Genomic DNA, 17,111 nt, shown 5'->3' with positions numbered 1-17,111 from the left:
AGAGATGAGAAACTATCCGTGATGTCAGTGACAATGGATCAGATCAAAGGCGACGGCTTTGATCCGGGCGGTGACGAGGAACGCTACCGGGTCAAGCTGGAAAATATTTTCGAAGGCCCCATGGATCTTTTGGTCCATCTGATCAAAAAAGCGGAGGTGGACATCTACGACATCCCCATCTCCCGGATTACCGAACAGTATCTGGCGTACCTGGAGTGGATGAAGCAGATGAACATCGATTTTGCCGGTGATTTCGTTCTGATGGCATCCACCCTGACCCACATCAAATCCAGAATGCTGTTGCCAACCCAGTTGGGCGAACCGGAAGAGGAAGATCCCCGGCTGGAAATCACGCGCCCGCTCCTGGAATACCTGCGTATCAAATCCGCCGCCGAACAGCTGGCCGAGCGCAACCTGTTGGGAGATTCCACCTTTACGCGCAAACCGGAGCCCGACCTTTTCAAGGATGTGGCGGACGACCAGGTCATCCGCATCGGCCTGTTCGAGCTGATCGATGCCTTTCAAAACATTTTGGACAAGGTCAGTTCAGACCATCGGGTCGATTTGACCCGGGACCGGGTTTCGGTTCAGCAGCGTATCCGTGAGTTGACGGAGATCCTCGAGGAAAAGGCGTCCATGACCTTTGATGAACTGTTTACCGAGCACCGCGAACGTGCGGACATCATTGTCACCTTCCTGGCGATCCTGGAGATGGCCAAGCTCGGCCTGGTCCATATCGCCCAACACGTTCCCACGGGAATTATCAGAATTTTTTTCCAGTAGATGGCCGACGACCTGAAATATATTATCGAGAGCCTGCTCTTCGTCGCGGAATCGCCCCTGACCATGGATCAGCTCAAGGGGGTGCTCGAGGCCGAGGATACCCAGGCGATCAAGGCGGCCGTGGACGAACTGATCGCCGAATACGACGCGCGCGATGGCGGTTTCGTTCTCCGGCAGGTGGCTGGCGGCTACCAGTTTCGCACCCAGGCCCGCCACAACGCGTGGATCAAGCGACTGGTCAAACCGTCCGCGCCCCGTCTGAGCCGGGCCGCGTTGGAAACCCTGGCGATCATCGCCTACAACCAGCCGATCATCCGCAGTGACATCGAACATATCCGCGGCGTGGACAGCGGCGGCGTGCTGCGCATGCTCATGGAGCGCAAACTGATCCGCGTGCTGGGACGCAAGGAGATCCCCGGCCGGCCGCTGATCTACGCCACCACCAAGCACTTTCTCGAGGTGTTTGAACTGAAGGATCTTAAGGATTTACCCACGCCCAAGGAGATCGAGGAGCTTGGCAAGTCTCGATTGGAGAGCGATGCTCAGGAGACTTACACGGCAGAGGATCTGTCCGACGCCATAAACGAGACTGTCGGGGACAGACAGGATAAAACGGACGACACCAAAGCTGAGTAATTAGATCTCCAGAACCAGTCCCACGGGGCAGTGATCCGAGCCGAACACCGTGTTGTCGATGAAGGCGTCCTTGACCCATCCCTTGCGGATCATATCCTCGGAGACAAAGAAGTAATCGATGCGCCAGCCGGCGTTGTTTTCACGCGCCTTGAAGCGGTAGGTCCACCATGAATACTTGATCGTGTCGGGGTAGAGATGCCGGAAAGTATCCACGTACCCCATGGCAACGATGCGGTCGATCCACTGGCGCTCGATGGGAAGAAATCCGGAACGGGTCGAATTGGGGCCGGGGTTCTTCAGATCGATTTCGTTGTGGGCCGTGTTGAAATCGCCGGTAATGATCAGGCTCCGGCCTTGCTGACGCAGGCGTTCGGTATAGGCGAAGAAGGCCTCGTAGAAATCGAGTTTGTACTGCAAGCGCGCATCGTTCATCTGGCCGTTGGGGAAATAGACGTTAAAAAGGCTGAAGTCATCGAATTCCAACTCGATGATGCGCCCCTCGTCGTCGAACCGGGGGACGCCGATGCCGTGGCGCACCGCCTTGGGCGTCAATCGCGAATAGGTCGCCACGCCACTGTAGCCCTTCTTCACCGTGGAGAAGGAGAAGGCCGCATCGTAGCCGTCGATGGTTTTCATGGCCCGGGTGAGCTGGTTCTCCTGGAGCTTGGTTTCCTGCAGCCCCAGGATGTCGACATCCAGATCGCGGACCGATTTCAGAAATTCCTTCTTCATGACGGCGCGGTAGCCGTTGACATTCCAGGAAACGAGCTTGACGGTTTGCTTGGGCATACGGGACTCCTTGCCGATCAATCGCGCATTGATCGTAAACTGGGTTCAACGATGGCGGTCCACGCCGATTTTCGGGCACATCTCAGCCACCGGGCAGCGACTGCAAAAGGGGGAGACCGGTCGGCAAATCACCTGGCCAAAGGCCACCAAGAGCTCGTTATAGCGGATCCAGTGGCGTTTGGGCAGCTTCTTGCGCAGGGCCATCTCGGTCTGGTCCGGCGTGCGGGTCTTCACGTAGCCGATGCGGTTGCTGATACGGTGCACATGGGTATCCACGCAAATGGCCGGAATCTTGAACCCCTCCACGAGCACCAGATTGGCGGTCTTGCGGCCCACGCCGGGCAGCGCGGTGAGGGCCTCCAGGGTGTCGGGCACCTCTCCGTCGTATCGGTCCAACAGGATCCGGCTGATCTCCAGCAGGCGCTTGGCCTTGGTGGGATAGAATCCCACCGGGTAGATCCGTTTCTCGATCGCCTCAGGTGTCAGCCGGAGCATGGCCTCGGGGGTGCGGGCCACGGCGAAAAGGCGTTCGGCGGCCAATCCGGTGACCTCGTCCTTGGTGCGCAGGGAGAGGAGTGTGGAGACCAGCACCTCGAAGGGCGTCGCCCCACGGGTGGCGATAAAGGTGATGATGGGCGGATTCCACTGGCGGTAGTTGGCTTCGATGGTGGCGACAAAGCGATCGATATCGAAGGCGCGCTTTCGGGTCATGGCAGCTGAGTTTCTCCGTATCCGTCACAGATATCGTCGGGGGGCCGGCAACGGGGTTGCTATGCATGCATACACGCCTCGACCGATCAGGTAAAGCCCTAAATCGAGTCAGCTGTACCCGCCACGCCCCTCGATCAGTGCAGATACAGTTCATCAAGGGCTGAGAATAGCTTTTCCCGCTCCGCCTCAAAAGTAGTCATCAACGCGTTGGCTTTTCCTTTTTCACCCCGATGATAGCTGTCGACGATCTGCCGGGCCTGTGCGTGGACCGCCTTGTGATGGGCGCCGGCGAGCTTGAAGGCTTCACTTTCGGTCAGCTCGGGTGTATCGATGCTGTCATACCATTTCCCGAAAGCGCATTGATGGTGATCGTCAACGGCATCGCGCTTCAATGTTTCACGACCATGCAGCAATTCTTCCAGCCGGGACCGCCATTGAAGATGGACGCTCTTGACCGCGCCAATATCAAACCGGGCTTCGGGAATATCGAATCGGGAAACGGCCTCCGATAAGCGTCCGGACAGCTTTTGCAAATCCTGGGCACTGATCCGCACCTGTGCGCTTCGCGTGGCCATTTCACCGGCGGACAGCGTAACGTACTCGATTTCCTTTGATATATCGGCGGAAGCGGAAGAGCTTTGAGCGATCATTTGGCTGACTTCCTGAATCCCCTGGGATGCCTGGATCACATTCCCGGCAATATTCCCGGTGGAAACGGACTGTTCTTCAACCGCAGCGGCAATGCTGCCGACGATTTCGTTCACATCGACAATACCCGAGGAAATCTGTCTTATTTCTTTCACCGTATCTGCTGTGGATTGCTGAATATTACCGATTTTTTCTCGAATATCATTGGTGGCTCGGGCGGTTTGCCCGGCCAATTCCTTGATCTCGTTGGCCACCACGGCAAATCCTTTGCCAACGTCACCGGCACGGGCGGCTTCTATCGTAGCGTTAAGTGCCAAAAGATTGGTCTGTTCGGATATCTCGGTAATCACCTCGGTAACCTTGTCGATGGCCTGGGCGGCCGTTCCCAGTTCATCAACCATGGTAAAGGCATCTTTGGCCCGATCCACGGCATTTTGGGTCATGATTCGCGCCTGTTCGGAGTTGCTGGCGATTTCCTTGACCGTTGCACTCATTTCTTCCGTCGAATGGGCCACAATGTCGACATTGCTTGCGGCCTGTTCGGTCGCTGCCGCAACGGTGGTCATGTTTGAACTCATCTGCGTCGATGCCGCCGCAACGGCGTCGGCCCTTCCCGATGTTTGGTCGGCACCCTGGTTCATCTCATTTGAAATATTACCCAGTTCGCCGGACGAGACGTTCAGGGTGGAAACGCTGTTTTTAACTTCACGGATCATCGTCGCCAAATTAGCGACCAGGTGATTCAATGACGCCATCAGGTGCGAAATTTCGGTGGACTGCCGGCCGAATCGGCGCTTACCCGTTTCAAGCGTGTTGCGGAAATCTCCGTTTGAGAGCGAAATAGCGAATTTGGATGCCTCTTCAATGGGCCGGACAATGCCGCGGGCCACCATCAGCCACACGACCATGGTAACCGTGATGGTGGCACCAATGATGGCAAGGATCAGGATGAACCCTTTATGGAAAAGACCGTCGATAACATCCTGAACACCGAAAATTTCATCCCGGTAGGCGTTGGCGACGATGATCCAATCCCAATCCTTGAAATAGGTGATGCGTGAAACGTAATGCCTGGGAGCGCTGTCACCGCTGGCCTGCCACTGGTAAGCATGGCCAGCCATCTGACCGGATTGAAGACTCAGGGCTTTGCCGATGATCGCTTTGATGGGTTGGGCGCCATCTACGCCCTTGGCATCAAGGATATTGCGGCCATCGTCCCGCCCCTCCCGCGAGATGACATAATCGCCGTTGGAATCGATAACGAAGACGTAACCCTGCTCGCCCACCCGGGTAGACAAAATCGCCTCACGCAGACTTTTGACACTCTCTTGGGGAATCCCCACATACAGCATCCCGATGATTTCACGAGCGGAATTGTAAATCGGCGCATAGGTCGTGATATACCATTGATTGACGACGAAAGCCCTCCCCTGAAACGTCTTTCCCTTCAAAACGGCATCAACAACCGCATTGGGTTTTCCATCAGGGTTGTGATGCGGGATGTAGGTTCCAATGGCTCGCTTGCCGTCCTTTTTCAGGACATTGGTGGAGACCCGCAACATATCGCCAGCCGGATTGATGCGTTGAAATATCGTGCAGGTGGCGGCCACGATGCGCTGAACCTCATCGACGACCAAGGAAGGTATTTCGAGCTTCTCATTGTTTCCGGTCCATTGATCCCCAAGCATCAGTTTGGGCAACTGCACGGTTTGCTTTGCCTTGGTGAATTGGTTGGTAATTTTCCACATTGTCTCTTGGTCGGATAAACGCGGCGCGCCAATTTGAGCGACAACCGTCTCGGCAAGTTTGAGTGAGTGCTTCAGTTGGTCCCGAATGGTTTCCTGCTGTGCGCTGCATACCGCCTGAACCCCCTGGACGATATGATCCAGGTCGGAAGTAACAATCTGGCTGAGTTCCTTATAGAAAACACCTTTCATGTTACCTGAGATCATGAAAGCGGCAACGGCCAGGCAAATCAAGGGCGCAACACTTAACAGAATTCCAATCAATGTCAATTTTGATCGAAGACGAGAAAATAAGCGCATGGAGGCCACCTTTAGGGAAGCTTTGGGAATGAATCGTTCTGACAAGTTTCGAATAAGTTCAGATTAAACCAACAATACGTTCATCGGCCGATGAAAGAAATCGATGAGTTTTTTTTGCGAAAGGAAAGCAAGTCGGGGTGAGACAAAGAAGAAAGGGCAACGACGGAAGCGTAAAGGTTTCAAGCTATGCTTGTGCTTGCATCGCCGCCGCCCATCAAAGGCGACCTCGCCACCTATAGGAAGATGCCGCCGGACGCCTCGATCCGTTGGCCGTTGATCCACCGGTTCCCCTCACAAAGCAGCAAGGCAACCATCGCCCCGATATCATCGGGCAGCCCCACGCGCCCCAGGCGGTCTGGGACGCGATGAAGGTGTTCACGTCCCGGTTATCGCGGACCACACCGCCGCCGAAGTCCGTCTCGATGGCACCGGGAGCAACCGCGTTGACGCAAATCCGACGATCTCCCAACTCCTTTGCCAGATAGCGCGTAAGGACCTCCACGGCACCCTTTGCAGCCGCATAGGCGGCATGACCCGGTAATGAAAAACGAGCCAGACCACTGGAGATGTTGACGATGCGGCCGCCGTCGGCAATAAGCGGCAACACGGATTGGGTCAGAAAAAAAACGCCCTTGAAATTGATATTCATCAGGCGGTCAAACTGTTCCTCGGTGGTTTCGCTGAAAGCCGCGCGCAGACCGACACCGGCGTTATTCACCAGGAAATCGAAATGGTCCTGTTGCCAGTGTGCTTCTAACGCCTGTTTTACCTGTTTTGCAAAATCCGCAAAGGCTTTGGTGTCTCCCGTATCCAATTGAAGCGCCACTGCCTTGCGTCCGGTCCGCTCGACCTCGGCAACCACCTGCCGGGCCGCTTCCGCCTTGCTGTGGTAGGTGAAAATTGCGTCAACACCCCGCTGTGCCAAGTGGAGAATCGTGTTTTTGCCGAGTCCCCGGCTGCCCCCGGTAACCAGTGCAATCTTGCTGTCCATATTGTCCCCCTTTTTCTTACACCACGCTTGATACGGTCCTGATCGTCTGGGTAATGTAAAAAAAATAACATCTCAAAGGCAAATCGCAATCCATCCACCGGATAAAGTCCATAGCCAGGGAATCAATATAAAAGCGAGACCGCCCCTCATTGGCTACTCGATATTGGCTACCACGATTTCGTCAGGGTCAGGACGAATTGCGACCCCTGGACGGTGTTCTTGGCGCCGAACTCGCGCAAGGCCCTGAGGTTGACCTGGAACAGGGTCGGCGGCAGCCAGAAGAAGTTAATTTCCGCTCCCAGGGCATAGCTCTCCTTGCGTTCATCGGCCAAGGTGCCCGGGCCATCGTCGCTGTCGTCTTCGAACTGCCAGTAGGCACAACCGGAGATACCCGGCCGCACAAGGAGTTTGTCATTGATCGGAATTTCTTTGCCCAGGCCGTATTCAACGACGAACTCGGATCCGGGTCGCACATCCGTATCGTCCTGTTCGCCGTTGACCAGCGTCCGCGTCAAGGCACTGAAGGACCACGATCGGGCTTCATCAAAATAGACGGTACCGCCCAAGGTCAGCATGCCCGACCAGTAGCCCAAACCCGGTGAGGCGGGTTTGTCAAGGTCGTATTCACCGGTCGGTGCAATCACCGCCAGGCGAAGGCCGCATCCCAGCGGGGCTGATGCCAGGCCAAGCCGAAGAGTTCGAAAACCGTGTCCCCCAAGGCCAGGGACTGGCTGTCGGATACCCCGGCCGCGGCAATGGTGAGATCTTTGTCGACCAGGGGAACGATGATATCGTAGAAATAGTCGGCACCGAGAATTTTTTTCTCAGTCACATGGATGAAACGGTGCACCATGGAAAAGACGTCCAGGTCCAGACCGACATCTTCGTCGTCGCCATTGTCATCCTTCAAGGTGGTGGGATTATACCAGGTGTTGTAGACTCGGTAGTGAAACCCCGGTGGGGGGACGGTGGCGGCGAGCACCCCTTCGCCGCCGAAAGGGTAGTGCGATCCCAGCGTGGCGGCCTCGGAAGAAAACACGGCCCCCAAAACCCATCCGACACAACCGATCCAGCAGACCAACCCTTTCAATGATCTTGGCATCATCTTGGCCAATCCTTTCTCTTTGCGTTCTCCATCGACCTCAATCCCCTGCCAACAGAATGTCCGCCGCGTCACAGATATCCAGTTCCATCACCCGGATACTGGCCGAAATGCGATTGATGTTGCGATCCACCGCGACGATTCCACCCGCCACGGCTTTCAGCTCGGCGGCGTTTTGTTTAAGGGTCTGGATTTTTTGCACCATTGCGTTAAGATCGAATTCCGGTTTCATATGCCCTTTCCTTTCGTCTAGTTGTGCCGTAAATCCTGAAAACGCTTTCCCTTGCCTTCGAACCGCGGCAGGTCGCCATAGGTTTTAAAATCGAGGAGATAATTCAAGTTGGTCTGAAGCCGTAATTTGGCCAAAAGCGCGTGCCGAACATCCGCCTCGTTGTTCTCATAACCGGGCATCAATTCCACCTTGAGTTCGATCTGGTCGGCATCGCCCTTCTTGGAGAGAATAATCTGGTACTCGTCACTGAGCTGGGCAAACCCGCGAACCACTTCCTCCACGGCCGATGGCGCCCAAAGAACACCTTTTACCTTGGTGATGTCATCGGCCCGGCCGATGATGCCGCCGTCCAGTCGCCAAAACGAACGGCCACAGGCACAGGGTTCCGCGTTCCACTGAATGATATCCTTGGCGTCGAAACGGATACAGGGTTGAGCCGTGCGATCCAGGGCGGTGGCCACCAGACGCCCCTTTTTGCCCGGTTCGGTGATGATCTCACCGGTCTCCAGGTCTTCGATTTCAAAAAGGAAAAACGCCTCGTTGACATGCAGCCCCGCCTGGTGATGGCATTCCCAGCCCCAATGGCCGATCTCCGTGCTGCCGCACTGATCATACACCTTGGCACCCCATAGCTCCTCCATGCGTTGACGGGTGGCCGGGATGCTTCCGCCGGGTTCGCCGGCGACAGTAATTTTCTGGATATTCAAGTCCTTGGCCGGATCAATACCCATTTTTTCCCGAGCCACCCGTCCCATGTTCAACACATAGCTGACCGTGGCCGCCATGGCGTTGGCTTCGAGTTCCTGCATTTTCAGGATGCGTGCCTCGGTGTTGAGCACGCCGCCGGGAACCACTTCAACGCCGAGTTTCTCGGCAGCATAATGCGCCGCCCAAAAGGCGACGAAAATATTGTAACCAAAGGGCAGCAGCATGCGGTCGGTATTGCGATAGGTCTGAGCCCAGAGCGCGTGGCTGTATGCTTCAATGCCCCATTCCCAGTCCTGCCAGGAGTCGGCCTGGTAGACCGGCTGACCGGTGGTCCCACTGGTCTGGCGATAGGAACAAACATCGGTTTTGGGCACACAGAGAATATCGCCATACGGATAGTTGTTCTTCCCCGGCCCCTGTATTTCTCGCATCATCGATTTTTCGATTTTGGGAACCTTGCGAATATCGGCGAAGGTCTTGATATCGCCGGGTTCGATGCCTGCATCACGATATAACCGACGGTAAAAGGGTGAATTATCATAGGCCCACGTGAAAATACGCTTGAATTTCTTCAGCTGCAACGCCTGCAGCTTTTCTCGCGGCATCGTTTCCAGTATCGGATTCCAGTATACGGATGGGTCCATACGAATTCTCCTTTGAAAATTGTCATTGGGGTAAGGAAGGATATGGCAGAATACTGCCGGAAGCATTAATGAGAATTCGTGAAATGTCAAAATCATAAATTTTATTTCAACTATAAGCTCAACTTATGATTATTCACGTTAATCATTTACGCATAAAGCTATAACTTGATTTTATGGTTTGCATAATATTAATGAAATTGACATCCTACGCGTATCTTCGCCAATATCGGACATGAACCGGCAACGCCTTTCGGCCCGCTCTATCGATTTCTTCCTGGGAAACACAGTGACGTTCCCAACAGTGTCATTCAGTCTCGACCCGTTGACCGCATCCAACAACCGGATTCATTTTTCTTTTCGCCAAATTGGACAGCGCAACGGATCCCACTACTACCCCTATAACGGCTCAGATGAAGGAGGTCGTGATGGAAGCGCAAAAAGACACCGCCAGTGCCATGAAAAAAGCAGAAAAAGTAAAACTGTTCGGGCATGATATTCACGGCGTGCTCACGCCAAACACATTTTACTGCGATGTCGAGGGCAACCGCCGCTATGGTTTCTGGCACATGGATGGATTCGGCGACCTTTCGCTGATGGCCAACGGGATCCGCATCGCCTTTCTGGATGCTACTTCCGTTGATGGTGAAGGGTATTTCCGCGCCAAAGAGCTGAAGCTCGACAAGTACTACTACAAGGTGGATGACAAAGTGGCCAAGATCGAGGAGCTGACCAAAGAGCTGGATATTACGGATGAGGCGGTGGCCTATGTCGGCTGTGAAATAACGGATTTGGAAGCGATGAAGAAGGCTGGACTCGCCATCGCCACAGCCGACGCCATTCCGGAAGTAAAAGCGGCGGCTGACTATATCACTTCGGCGCCGGGTGGTCGCGGACCGATCCGGGAATCGTGCGAATTTATTCTGCGATCCATGGGCAAATGGGACGGCTGGGTCGAGAAGGTCACCAAGATGGGCTACAAGTAACCGGATATAGGGAGAAAAAAATGACTGATACACAAACGGCGATCGAACAGGCAAAAGCAGTCAAATTCGTCATCCTCGACATCCATGGCATCTTAACGGACAACACCTTGTACTACACCAACGAAGGCACCAAATCCGAGTGTTTTTCCCTGGCTGACCGAATCGGCTGCAAAGCCTGATGGCCGGCGGCATCGGTGTCTCGTTTTTGACCAGCAAGGTCTCCCGGGCCATGGATGTGGTCGGTGAAATCTACAATGTCCCGCCGGACAAACGCTGGGGAACCAGCGCCAAAATCGCCAAGCTGGACGAATTTGAAAAGGAGTCCGGCCTGACGGATCAGGATTTCTGCTATGTCGGCGATGAAATGATCGACCTGGGTGTCATGCGGCGGGTCGGTTTCCCCGTGGCACCGGCCAACGGCGCCGTCGAGGCCAAGGCCGTGGCCGCCCTGATCACGAAATCCGACGGGGGCCAGGGGGTGGTCCGCGAACTGGCCGAATTCATCCTCAAAGCCCAGGACAAATGGGAAACGGTGACCACCCAATTATCAAACGGCGGCCTGTCTTAGGGCGAAGAAGGGAGAAATTAAATGTCCTACAACAGTCCAAAAGACAATCGAGAATTCATCGAACGATTGAAGGCGTCCGGCGATCTGGTCACTGTCAACCAGGAAGTCGATTGGGATCTTGAAATGGGCGCCATTGTGAGAAGAGTATGTGAAGGCCAGTTGTCCGCCCCCTACTTCAAGAAAATTACCGATTATCCTGAATTTGAAGCATTCGGCGCACCCATGGCCACGTATCGGCGATTGGCCATCGCCATGGGGCTGGATGCGGCCACACCCATTCCTGAAATCGCCAACACCTATGTTCAGAGGACCAAGGAAAAGCCCATCGATCCTGTAATCATCGAGCGAGCGAGGCGCCCTGCAAAGCCAACATCCTGACCGGCGACGACGCCAATCTGCTTCACCTGCCAGGTCCCATGGTCCATGATGGCGACGGCGGTCGTTATCTGGCGACCTGGCATTTTGTTGTGTCAAAAGACCCCGACACCCAAGCCATTAACTGGGGCATGTACCGCATGATGGTGTTTGATGAGAAGACCATGGTGGGCCCGGTACTGCCCTTCTCCGATATGGGCAAAATGTTTTATGGGAAATATGTCCCCAGGAATGAGCCCATGCCATTTGCTGCGGTACTGTCCGCCGATCCCATCTCCAGTCTGGCCGCCTGTGCCCCATCGCCGATTCCCGAGGATCAACTTGCCGGTATGCTGCGAGGCGAGCCAGTGGAACTGGTCAAATGTGAAACCTGCGATCTGTATGTGCCTGCACATTCGGAAATCATTATCGAAGGCGAAGTCATCCCCAATGTCATGATTGAGGAAGCCCCCTTTGGCGAATATACCGGCTATCGCACCTCGCCAAGAGAAAAACGAACCGTGTACCGGGTCAAAACGATCACCTACCGCAACGACCCGATCATGATGGTATCCAACATGGGGGTACCGACCGACGAGGGCCAGTTATTACGCTCGTTTTCGCTTGGGCTGGAAATGCACAAACTGCTCGAAAGCCAGGGGATTCCCATCACGGGCGTCTACATGTTGCCCGAATCCACCCACCATCTCGTGGTGGTGGGCGTCAAACCGGCCTACACCGGTATCGCCTCACAGATCGCCAACCTGATATTTGGTAGCAAATTAAGTCCCTGGTTCCACATGGTCGTGGTCGTGGATGAAAAAACCGACATCTACAGTAAAGATGAGGTGATTCATGCCTTGTCCACCAAATGTCATCCGGTCCGAGGGATCCATAAGTATGACAATCAGGTTGGAACACCGCTAAATCCGTATGCCTCGCCGGCTGAACGCAGGATGAGCCAGGGCGCCAAGGTGCTCTTTGACTGTCTCTTCCCGCTGGATTGGCCGGCATCCGATCTGCCGCTTAAAGTGGCCTTCAGCACCAACTACCCGCAACACATTCAGGAAAAGGTTCTCAGCAACTGGGAGAATTACGGATACGGACAATAAGAAGACGCGATCATGAACAAAAAGCGCGACACATTTAACGGGAGTTCAACATGAGCTATAACAGTCCGAAAGACAACCGGGAATTTATCGCCCGATTGAAAGAGAGTGGGGACCTGGTCACGGTCGAGCAGGAAGTCGACTGGGATCTCGAACTGGGCGCCATTGTCAGAAGAGTTTGTGAAAACCAGCTGCCCGCCCCCACTTCAAAACATCACCGATTATCCGGGGTTCGAAGCCCTCGGAGGTCCCTTGTCCACGTATCGTCGATTGGCCGTTGGCATGGGGATGAACCCGAACGCTACCATTCCGGAAATCGCCGACGAGTATGTGCGCCGAACCCAAGAGAAACCCATTCCCCCGGTGATGGTCGACGCCACCGATGCACCCTGCAAGGAAAATATCCTGCTCGGCGACGATGCCAATCTCTTCCATCTGCCCGGACCGATGGTTCATGAAGGCGACGGCGGCCGCTATCTGGCCACCTGGCATTTCGTGGTCGCCAAGGACCCGGACACCCGGGCGATCAACTGGGGCATGTACCGCATCATGGTGTTCGATGAAAAGACCATGGTCGGTCCGGTGCTGCCCTTCTCCGACATGGGCAAAATGTTTCACGGCAAGCACGTGCCGCGCAACGAACCCATGCCCTTTGCCGTGGTCCTTGCCGCCGATCCGCTCTCCAGCATCGCCTCGTGCGCCCCCTCGCAGATTCCCGAGGATCAGCTGGCCGGCATGCTGCACGGAGAACCGGTCGAACTGGTCAAGTGCGAAACCTGCGACCTGGAAGTTCCCGCCCATGCCGAAATCATTATCGAGGGTGAAATTCATCCCAGCGTCAGTATCCTGGAAGCGCCCTTCGGTGAATATACCGGCTATCGTACCTCTCCGCGAGATCCGCGAACGGTATACCGCATCAAGGCGATTACCCACCGCAACAATCCCATGATCATGGTGAGCAATCCGGGCATTCCCACGGACGAGAACCAGCTCCTGCGCTCCTTCTCCCTCGGCCTGGAGATGCGTAAACTGCTCGAGAGTCAGGGCATTCCCATTACCGGTGTTTACATGATGCCCGAGTCGACCCACCACATGGTGGTCGTGGGCGTCAAACATGCCTACAGCGGGATCGCCTCGCAAATCGCCAATCTGGCCTTTGGCAGTAAACTGGGCCCCTGGTTCCACATGATCGTGGTGGTGGATGACAAAACCGATATTTACAACAAGGATGAAGTGATCCACGCCCTCTCCACCAAGTGCCATCCCATCCGCGGTATCCGAAAGTATGAAAATGACATCGGCACCCCCTTAAATCCCTACGCCTCGCCTGAGGAGCGCAAGATGGGCGTCGGTGCCAAAGTTCTGTTCGATTGTCTCTTCCCGCTGGACTGGCCGACGTCCGACTTGCCCCTGAAGGTGGCCTTCAGCACCAACTATCCCAAGGACATTCAGGAAAAAGTTCTCAGCAACTGGGAAAATTACGGATACAAAAATTAAGGAGAAAAACACATGGCCAGAGAATACGATACATTCGTCCTGGAAGATCCGGCAAGCGTGCCCGAGGATCAGGAGCTGGAATTGGTCGTCCGCGAACTCACCCCCGACGATCGAAGGTACAAATACCGCTCATTCTACGCCAAGGCCCTGATCTCCAAATCCGAATCCAAATATTCGGATATTCTCAAGGTCCGCCTCGGCCGGGGTCAATTGCTCGACACACCCTGGTCCATCGAACTGATCAAAGAAGTCAGCAAATTCTAACGCCAGTGACACACGGTCCTTCCCGGGATGAGGCTTTTCATCGTTGAAAATCGCCTCTCCGGGAAGGCGGCGCAACGGGCAGCACGGGATAGACGAAAAAATCACCATCACGCCTTTGCAGACGTCAAATTAGTCTTTCTTTTGGTTGGAGGGGAATATGACCAGACCCATCGGAAGGTTAAGGGGGTTTATCGAGCACTTGGAGCAACAGGGGGATGTCCGGCGCATCCGCACGCCTGTCGATCCCCGGTTCGAGGTGGCCGCGATTTTGGCCCAACTGGATCGTGAAGACAGTTCGGCCATCCTTTTCGAAACGGTCAACGGCCACCAGATGCCCATCGTCGGCAACATTCTGGGCGCCCAACGACGCCTGGCCAGCGCCCTGTGCATCTCCGAGGAGACCCTTTTAAGCGGACACCTGCCCAGCCAGGATCAGTGGATCGACCCGGTTCTGCAAAATGGTGATCCGGATCGAAGGGTGATCGAGGCGGGCAAAAACTTCGATCTTCGCGAGTATCTGCCCGTACTGACGCACTATGCCAAGGATTCTGCCCCCTTCATTACCTGCGGGGTCTCATCGGTCCGGGATCCCAACAACGGGGGCATGCGCCGGGGGCTGCACCGCCTGGAGGTCAGAGGCCCGGCCGAGCTGGGAATTTCCCTGCTCAATCCGCCGCTGTCAGACATCTACCAGCATCATCGGCGGACCGGAGCCCCCATGGAGATCGCCGTGGCCATCGGAGTCGATCCGGCAGTGGTCATTGCCACGGTGCTGAAAGTCCCCGGCAATATGGACAAGTTCAGTGCCGCGGGCGGGCTGACCGGCCAACCCGTGGTTCTGATGCCGGCGGCCACCACCGAACTCCAGGTACCGGCTGAGGCCGAAATCATCATCGAAGGCCATATCGACCCGGCGGAAAAAGAAATCGATGGGGTGCTGGGAGAAGTGAGCGGCTACTACCTCTCTTTTGCCAGCCCAACCATCCACGTCCGATCCATTTCCCTTCACCAAACACCGTTCTTTCAAGCCCTGCTGCCCCAGGGCCTTGAAGTGGATCACCTCTTGGCCTTCGTCCACCGCCTCAATGTACTGCCGAAACTGAAAATGCTTTTTCCCACGATCCGCAATCTGCACTTCGTCCCCGGCACCTTTGGCTCGCACGTGGTCGTTTCCATCGACAGCGCCCGGCCGGGAGAGATCCGTCGTTTGCTCGCCATGGCGCTCTCGTTTCAGTCCATTAAAAAAGCCGTCATCGTCAACGAGGATGTCGATGTTCGGGATCCGCTGGCCGTGGAATGGGCCATGGCCACCCGCTTTCAGCCGGACGATGATCTGATCGTCATTCCGGGTCTTTGCGGGCAGGTCCTCGATCCGTCGGCAAAACCGGGATTCCGGACCGCCAAAATCGGCATCGATGCAACCCGCCCCCGCCGGGAGGGGTTTGAAAAAATCAGTTTTCCCGAGCATGCGCTAACCGTGGCCATGAACTACCAATAACCCATCGAAAGGGGGCCCCATGAAAAAAAGACTGGTCGTCGGGATGTCTGGAGCAACCGGTGCCATTTACGGCATCCGTCTTCTGGAAACCCTTGCCAATAGCAATATCGAAACGCATCTGGTCATATCGGATGCCGCCCGAAAGACCATCGACATGGAAACCAATTGGGCGGTGGACGATGTAATTTCCCTGGCCCACACCTGCTACGATATCCGCGACATCGGTGCCAACATCGCCAGCGGTTCGTTTCTGGTGGAAGGCATGGTGGTGATTCCCTGTGCCATGAAAACCCTCTCTGGCATCGCCCACTCCTACAATGACAACCTTCTCGTTCGGGCTGCGGACGTCAACCTGAAAGAACAACGCAAACTGGTTATTGTTGCTCGGGAAACGCCTTTTCACAAAGGACACCTCAACCTCATGCTGCAGCTTGCCGACATGGGCGCGACGATTCTTCCACCGGTTCCCGCGTTTTACTGCCTGCCCCAGACCATAGACGATATCGTCAACCACCTCGTGGGCAAGGTTCTGGACATGTTCCATATTGAGAACCGCTGTTTTCAAAGGTGGGGAAGCCACAAATTGAACAATGCCATCACCATGCTGCGGGCGGAAGGGGCATAGGCGACCATGGCGTCAGACTCCCTGATTGTCGGCATCGAAACTGCTATCCAAGAGATCCGGGACGGCAGGATGGTGATCCTGGTCGATGATGAGGGCCGTGAGAATGAGGGCGATCTGTGTTGTGCCGCCGAAGCCGTCACACCCGAATTCATCAATTTCATGGCTATCCACGGCCGGGGGCTGATCTGCCTGACCCTGGAGCCGCAAAAAGCGGATCAGCTGGGCCTGAATCCGATGGTCCGGGAAAACAACTCCCCATTTGAGACCGCGTTCACGGTCTCCATCGACGCGGCCTGTGGCATCACCACCGGCATCTCGGCTCAGGATCGGGCGCATACCATCCGCCAGGCCATGTCGCCCACGGCCAACCCGTCGGATTTCGTTCGTCCCGGCCACATTTTTCCCCTGCGGGCGCGGCGCGGCGGCGTTCTGGTTCGCACCGGCCAAACCGAAGGCTCCGTGGATCTGGCCCGGCTGGCCGGTTTTGAACCCGCCGGTGTCATCTGTGAAATCATGAACGAAGACGGCAGCATGGCCCGGATGCCGGACCTTTGCCGTTTTGCCAAAACGCATGATCTCAACATCGTTACCATTGCCGATCTGATTCGCTATCGAACCGCACGGGAGCAATTGGTCCGGCGTACCCTGCTGCAAACCTCTCTGCCAAGGGCTGCCGGTCCCCTGAAGGTGGCCGCCTACACATCCGAATTCTCACCGGATGATGCTTACATCGCCTTGATCAAGGGAGCTATCCAGCCCGAGGACGAGGTGCTGGTAAGGATTCACCGCGAGTGTTTTCTGGGGGATTTCATGGGCTCGCTGCTTTGCGACTGCGGACGCAAGCTCCAGCAGGCCCGGGAGCTGATCACCGCCCGGGGAAAAGGGCTTTTGCTGTACGTCCGTCCCCGGGACGCGGCAACGGCC

General features: G+C 55.6%; 18 protein-coding genes and 2 pseudogenes. 13 read left to right on the top strand and 7 right to left on the bottom strand.

All coding sequences use genetic code 11. The features are described 5' to 3' along the window. Nucleotides 1-21: 21 nt before the first annotated feature. A complete protein-coding gene (locus JCM12296_RS08410) occupies nucleotides 22-783 on the top strand; it encodes a segregation and condensation protein A (protein ID WP_246804070.1) in 762 nt (253 codons plus the stop codon). Further along, a complete protein-coding gene (scpB, locus tag JCM12296_RS08405) occupies nucleotides 784-1,419 on the top strand; it encodes an SMC-Scp complex subunit ScpB (protein WP_083455965.1) in 636 nt (211 codons plus the stop codon). It abuts the gene before it with no gap. Here scpB and JCM12296_RS08400 read toward each other — a convergent pair whose 3' ends face one another. The 7 genes and pseudogenes from JCM12296_RS08400 to JCM12296_RS08370 all read right to left on the bottom strand — a co-directional run bounded on the left by JCM12296_RS08400 (nucleotide 1,420) and on the right by JCM12296_RS08370 (nucleotide 9,289). Then, entirely contained in the window at nucleotides 1,420-2,208 is a 789-nt protein-coding gene (locus tag JCM12296_RS08400) for an exodeoxyribonuclease III (protein WP_054691497.1), read from the bottom strand. 45 nt (nucleotides 2,209-2,253) lie between these two features. Beyond that, nucleotides 2,254-2,919, bottom strand: coding sequence for an endonuclease III domain-containing protein (locus tag JCM12296_RS08395; RefSeq protein ID WP_054691495.1), 666 nt, complete (start codon nucleotides 2,917-2,919; stop codon nucleotides 2,254-2,256). Nucleotides 2,920-3,053: 134 nt separating this feature from the next. After that, nucleotides 3,054-5,504 (bottom strand): Cache 3/Cache 2 fusion domain-containing protein, encoded by a 2,451-nt coding sequence (locus JCM12296_RS08390; protein ID WP_172683816.1) that lies wholly within the window; start codon nucleotides 5,502-5,504, stop codon nucleotides 3,054-3,056. A 322-nt stretch (nucleotides 5,505-5,826) separates the two neighbouring features. Further along, nucleotides 5,827-6,603 carry an SDR family NAD(P)-dependent oxidoreductase gene (locus tag JCM12296_RS08385; protein WP_246804069.1) on the bottom strand — a complete coding sequence of 259 codons (777 nt, stop codon included), beginning with the start codon at nucleotides 6,601-6,603 and terminating at the stop codon, nucleotides 5,827-5,829. 167 nt (nucleotides 6,604-6,770) lie between these two features. Beyond that, nucleotides 6,771-7,456: pseudogene (locus JCM12296_RS08380) on the bottom strand (SphA family protein). Between the two features lie 289 nt (nucleotides 7,457-7,745). Continuing rightward, nucleotides 7,746-7,937: a hypothetical protein gene (locus JCM12296_RS08375; protein ID WP_054691492.1), complete on the bottom strand. Its 192-nt coding sequence runs from the start codon at nucleotides 7,935-7,937 to the stop codon at nucleotides 7,746-7,748. 17 nt (nucleotides 7,938-7,954) lie between these two features. Next, a complete protein-coding gene (locus JCM12296_RS08370) occupies nucleotides 7,955-9,289 on the bottom strand; it encodes a phenylacetate--CoA ligase family protein (RefSeq protein WP_054691491.1) in 1,335 nt (444 codons plus the stop codon). A 425-nt stretch (nucleotides 9,290-9,714) separates the two neighbouring features. Here JCM12296_RS08370 and JCM12296_RS08365 point away from each other — a divergent pair, with 425 nt between their 5' ends. The 11 genes and pseudogenes from JCM12296_RS08365 to ribB form a co-directional block, all read left to right on the top strand. Continuing rightward, nucleotides 9,715-10,272: a KdsC family phosphatase gene (locus tag JCM12296_RS08365; RefSeq protein ID WP_054691490.1), complete on the top strand. Its 558-nt coding sequence runs from the start codon at nucleotides 9,715-9,717 to the stop codon at nucleotides 10,270-10,272. 20 nt (nucleotides 10,273-10,292) lie between these two features. Continuing rightward, nucleotides 10,293-10,451 carry an HAD family hydrolase gene (locus JCM12296_RS38000; protein ID WP_157067470.1) on the top strand — a complete coding sequence of 53 codons (159 nt, stop codon included), beginning with the start codon at nucleotides 10,293-10,295 and terminating at the stop codon, nucleotides 10,449-10,451. Continuing rightward, nucleotides 10,451-10,840, top strand: coding sequence for an HAD hydrolase family protein (locus tag JCM12296_RS08360; RefSeq protein ID WP_054691489.1), 390 nt, complete (start codon nucleotides 10,451-10,453; stop codon nucleotides 10,838-10,840). Before JCM12296_RS38000 ends, JCM12296_RS08360 begins: the two co-directional genes overlap by 1 nt. Nucleotides 10,841-10,861: 21 nt before the next feature. Then, nucleotides 10,862-11,218, top strand: coding sequence for a UbiD family decarboxylase (locus JCM12296_RS41540; RefSeq protein ID WP_218188014.1), 357 nt, complete (start codon nucleotides 10,862-10,864; stop codon nucleotides 11,216-11,218). Further along, nucleotides 11,212-12,306 carry a UbiD family decarboxylase domain-containing protein gene (locus JCM12296_RS08355; RefSeq protein WP_218188017.1) on the top strand — a complete coding sequence of 365 codons (1,095 nt, stop codon included), beginning with the start codon at nucleotides 11,212-11,214 and terminating at the stop codon, nucleotides 12,304-12,306. Before JCM12296_RS41540 ends, JCM12296_RS08355 begins: the two co-directional genes overlap by 7 nt. Before the next feature lie 50 nt (nucleotides 12,307-12,356). After that, nucleotides 12,357-12,452: pseudogene (locus JCM12296_RS50300) on the top strand (hypothetical protein); the annotation flags it as partial. Between the two features lie 31 nt (nucleotides 12,453-12,483). After that, complete coding sequence (gene ppcA, locus JCM12296_RS08350) at nucleotides 12,484-13,800, top strand: phenylphosphate carboxylase subunit alpha (protein ID WP_218188013.1); 1,317 nt, start codon at nucleotides 12,484-12,486, stop codon at nucleotides 13,798-13,800. A gap of 12 nt (nucleotides 13,801-13,812) precedes the next feature. Next, entirely contained in the window at nucleotides 13,813-14,064 is a 252-nt protein-coding gene (locus JCM12296_RS08345) for a phenylphosphate carboxylase subunit gamma (RefSeq protein ID WP_054691488.1), read from the top strand. Nucleotides 14,065-14,221: 157 nt separating this feature from the next. Next, nucleotides 14,222-15,562: a UbiD family decarboxylase gene (locus JCM12296_RS08340; protein WP_083455962.1), complete on the top strand. Its 1,341-nt coding sequence runs from the start codon at nucleotides 14,222-14,224 to the stop codon at nucleotides 15,560-15,562. A gap of 19 nt (nucleotides 15,563-15,581) precedes the next feature. Then, nucleotides 15,582-16,187: a UbiX family flavin prenyltransferase gene (locus JCM12296_RS08335; protein WP_054691486.1), complete on the top strand. Its 606-nt coding sequence runs from the start codon at nucleotides 15,582-15,584 to the stop codon at nucleotides 16,185-16,187. A gap of 6 nt (nucleotides 16,188-16,193) precedes the next feature. Next, the coding region (ribB, locus tag JCM12296_RS08330) for a 3,4-dihydroxy-2-butanone-4-phosphate synthase (RefSeq protein WP_054691485.1) at nucleotides 16,194-17,111 on the top strand (918 nt) is incomplete at its 3' end.

Source organism: Desulfosarcina cetonica JCM 12296, from assembly GCF_001311845.1.
GTDB classification, from domain to species: domain Bacteria; phylum Desulfobacterota; class Desulfobacteria; order Desulfobacterales; family Desulfosarcinaceae; genus Desulfosarcina; species Desulfosarcina cetonica.
Note: the sequence above shows the minus strand (reverse complement) of the source record. Positions and strands in the feature narration are given on the sequence as shown.

Excerpts from the sequence above, each read along its gene's own strand:
- JCM12296_RS08410 (WP_246804070.1), top strand. The coding sequence starts at position 22 with ATGTCAGTGACAATGGATCAGATCAAAGGCGACGGCTTTGATCCGGGC.
- scpB (WP_083455965.1), top strand. The coding sequence starts at position 784 with ATGGCCGACGACCTGAAATATATTATCGAGAGCCTGCTCTTCGTCGCG.
- JCM12296_RS08400 (WP_054691497.1), bottom strand. The coding sequence starts at position 2,208 with ATGCCCAAGCAAACCGTCAAGCTCGTTTCCTGGAATGTCAACGGCTAC.
- JCM12296_RS08395 (WP_054691495.1), bottom strand. The coding sequence starts at position 2,919 with ATGACCCGAAAGCGCGCCTTCGATATCGATCGCTTTGTCGCCACCATC.
- JCM12296_RS08390 (WP_172683816.1), bottom strand. The coding sequence starts at position 5,504 with ATGAAAGGTGTTTTCTATAAGGAACTCAGCCAGATTGTTACTTCCGAC.
- JCM12296_RS08385 (WP_246804069.1), bottom strand. The coding sequence starts at position 6,603 with ATGGACAGCAAGATTGCACTGGTTACCGGGGGCAGCCGGGGACTCGGC.
- JCM12296_RS08375 (WP_054691492.1), bottom strand. The coding sequence starts at position 7,937 with ATGAAACCGGAATTCGATCTTAACGCAATGGTGCAAAAAATCCAGACC.
- JCM12296_RS08370 (WP_054691491.1), bottom strand. The coding sequence starts at position 9,289 with ATGGACCCATCCGTATACTGGAATCCGATACTGGAAACGATGCCGCGA.
- JCM12296_RS08365 (WP_054691490.1), top strand. The coding sequence starts at position 9,715 with ATGGAAGCGCAAAAAGACACCGCCAGTGCCATGAAAAAAGCAGAAAAA.
- JCM12296_RS38000 (WP_157067470.1), top strand. The coding sequence starts at position 10,293 with ATGACTGATACACAAACGGCGATCGAACAGGCAAAAGCAGTCAAATTC.
- JCM12296_RS08360 (WP_054691489.1), top strand. The coding sequence starts at position 10,451 with ATGGCCGGCGGCATCGGTGTCTCGTTTTTGACCAGCAAGGTCTCCCGG.
- JCM12296_RS41540 (WP_218188014.1), top strand. The coding sequence starts at position 10,862 with ATGTCCTACAACAGTCCAAAAGACAATCGAGAATTCATCGAACGATTG.
- JCM12296_RS08345 (WP_054691488.1), top strand. The coding sequence starts at position 13,813 with ATGGCCAGAGAATACGATACATTCGTCCTGGAAGATCCGGCAAGCGTG.
- JCM12296_RS08340 (WP_083455962.1), top strand. The coding sequence starts at position 14,222 with ATGACCAGACCCATCGGAAGGTTAAGGGGGTTTATCGAGCACTTGGAG.
- JCM12296_RS08335 (WP_054691486.1), top strand. The coding sequence starts at position 15,582 with ATGAAAAAAAGACTGGTCGTCGGGATGTCTGGAGCAACCGGTGCCATT.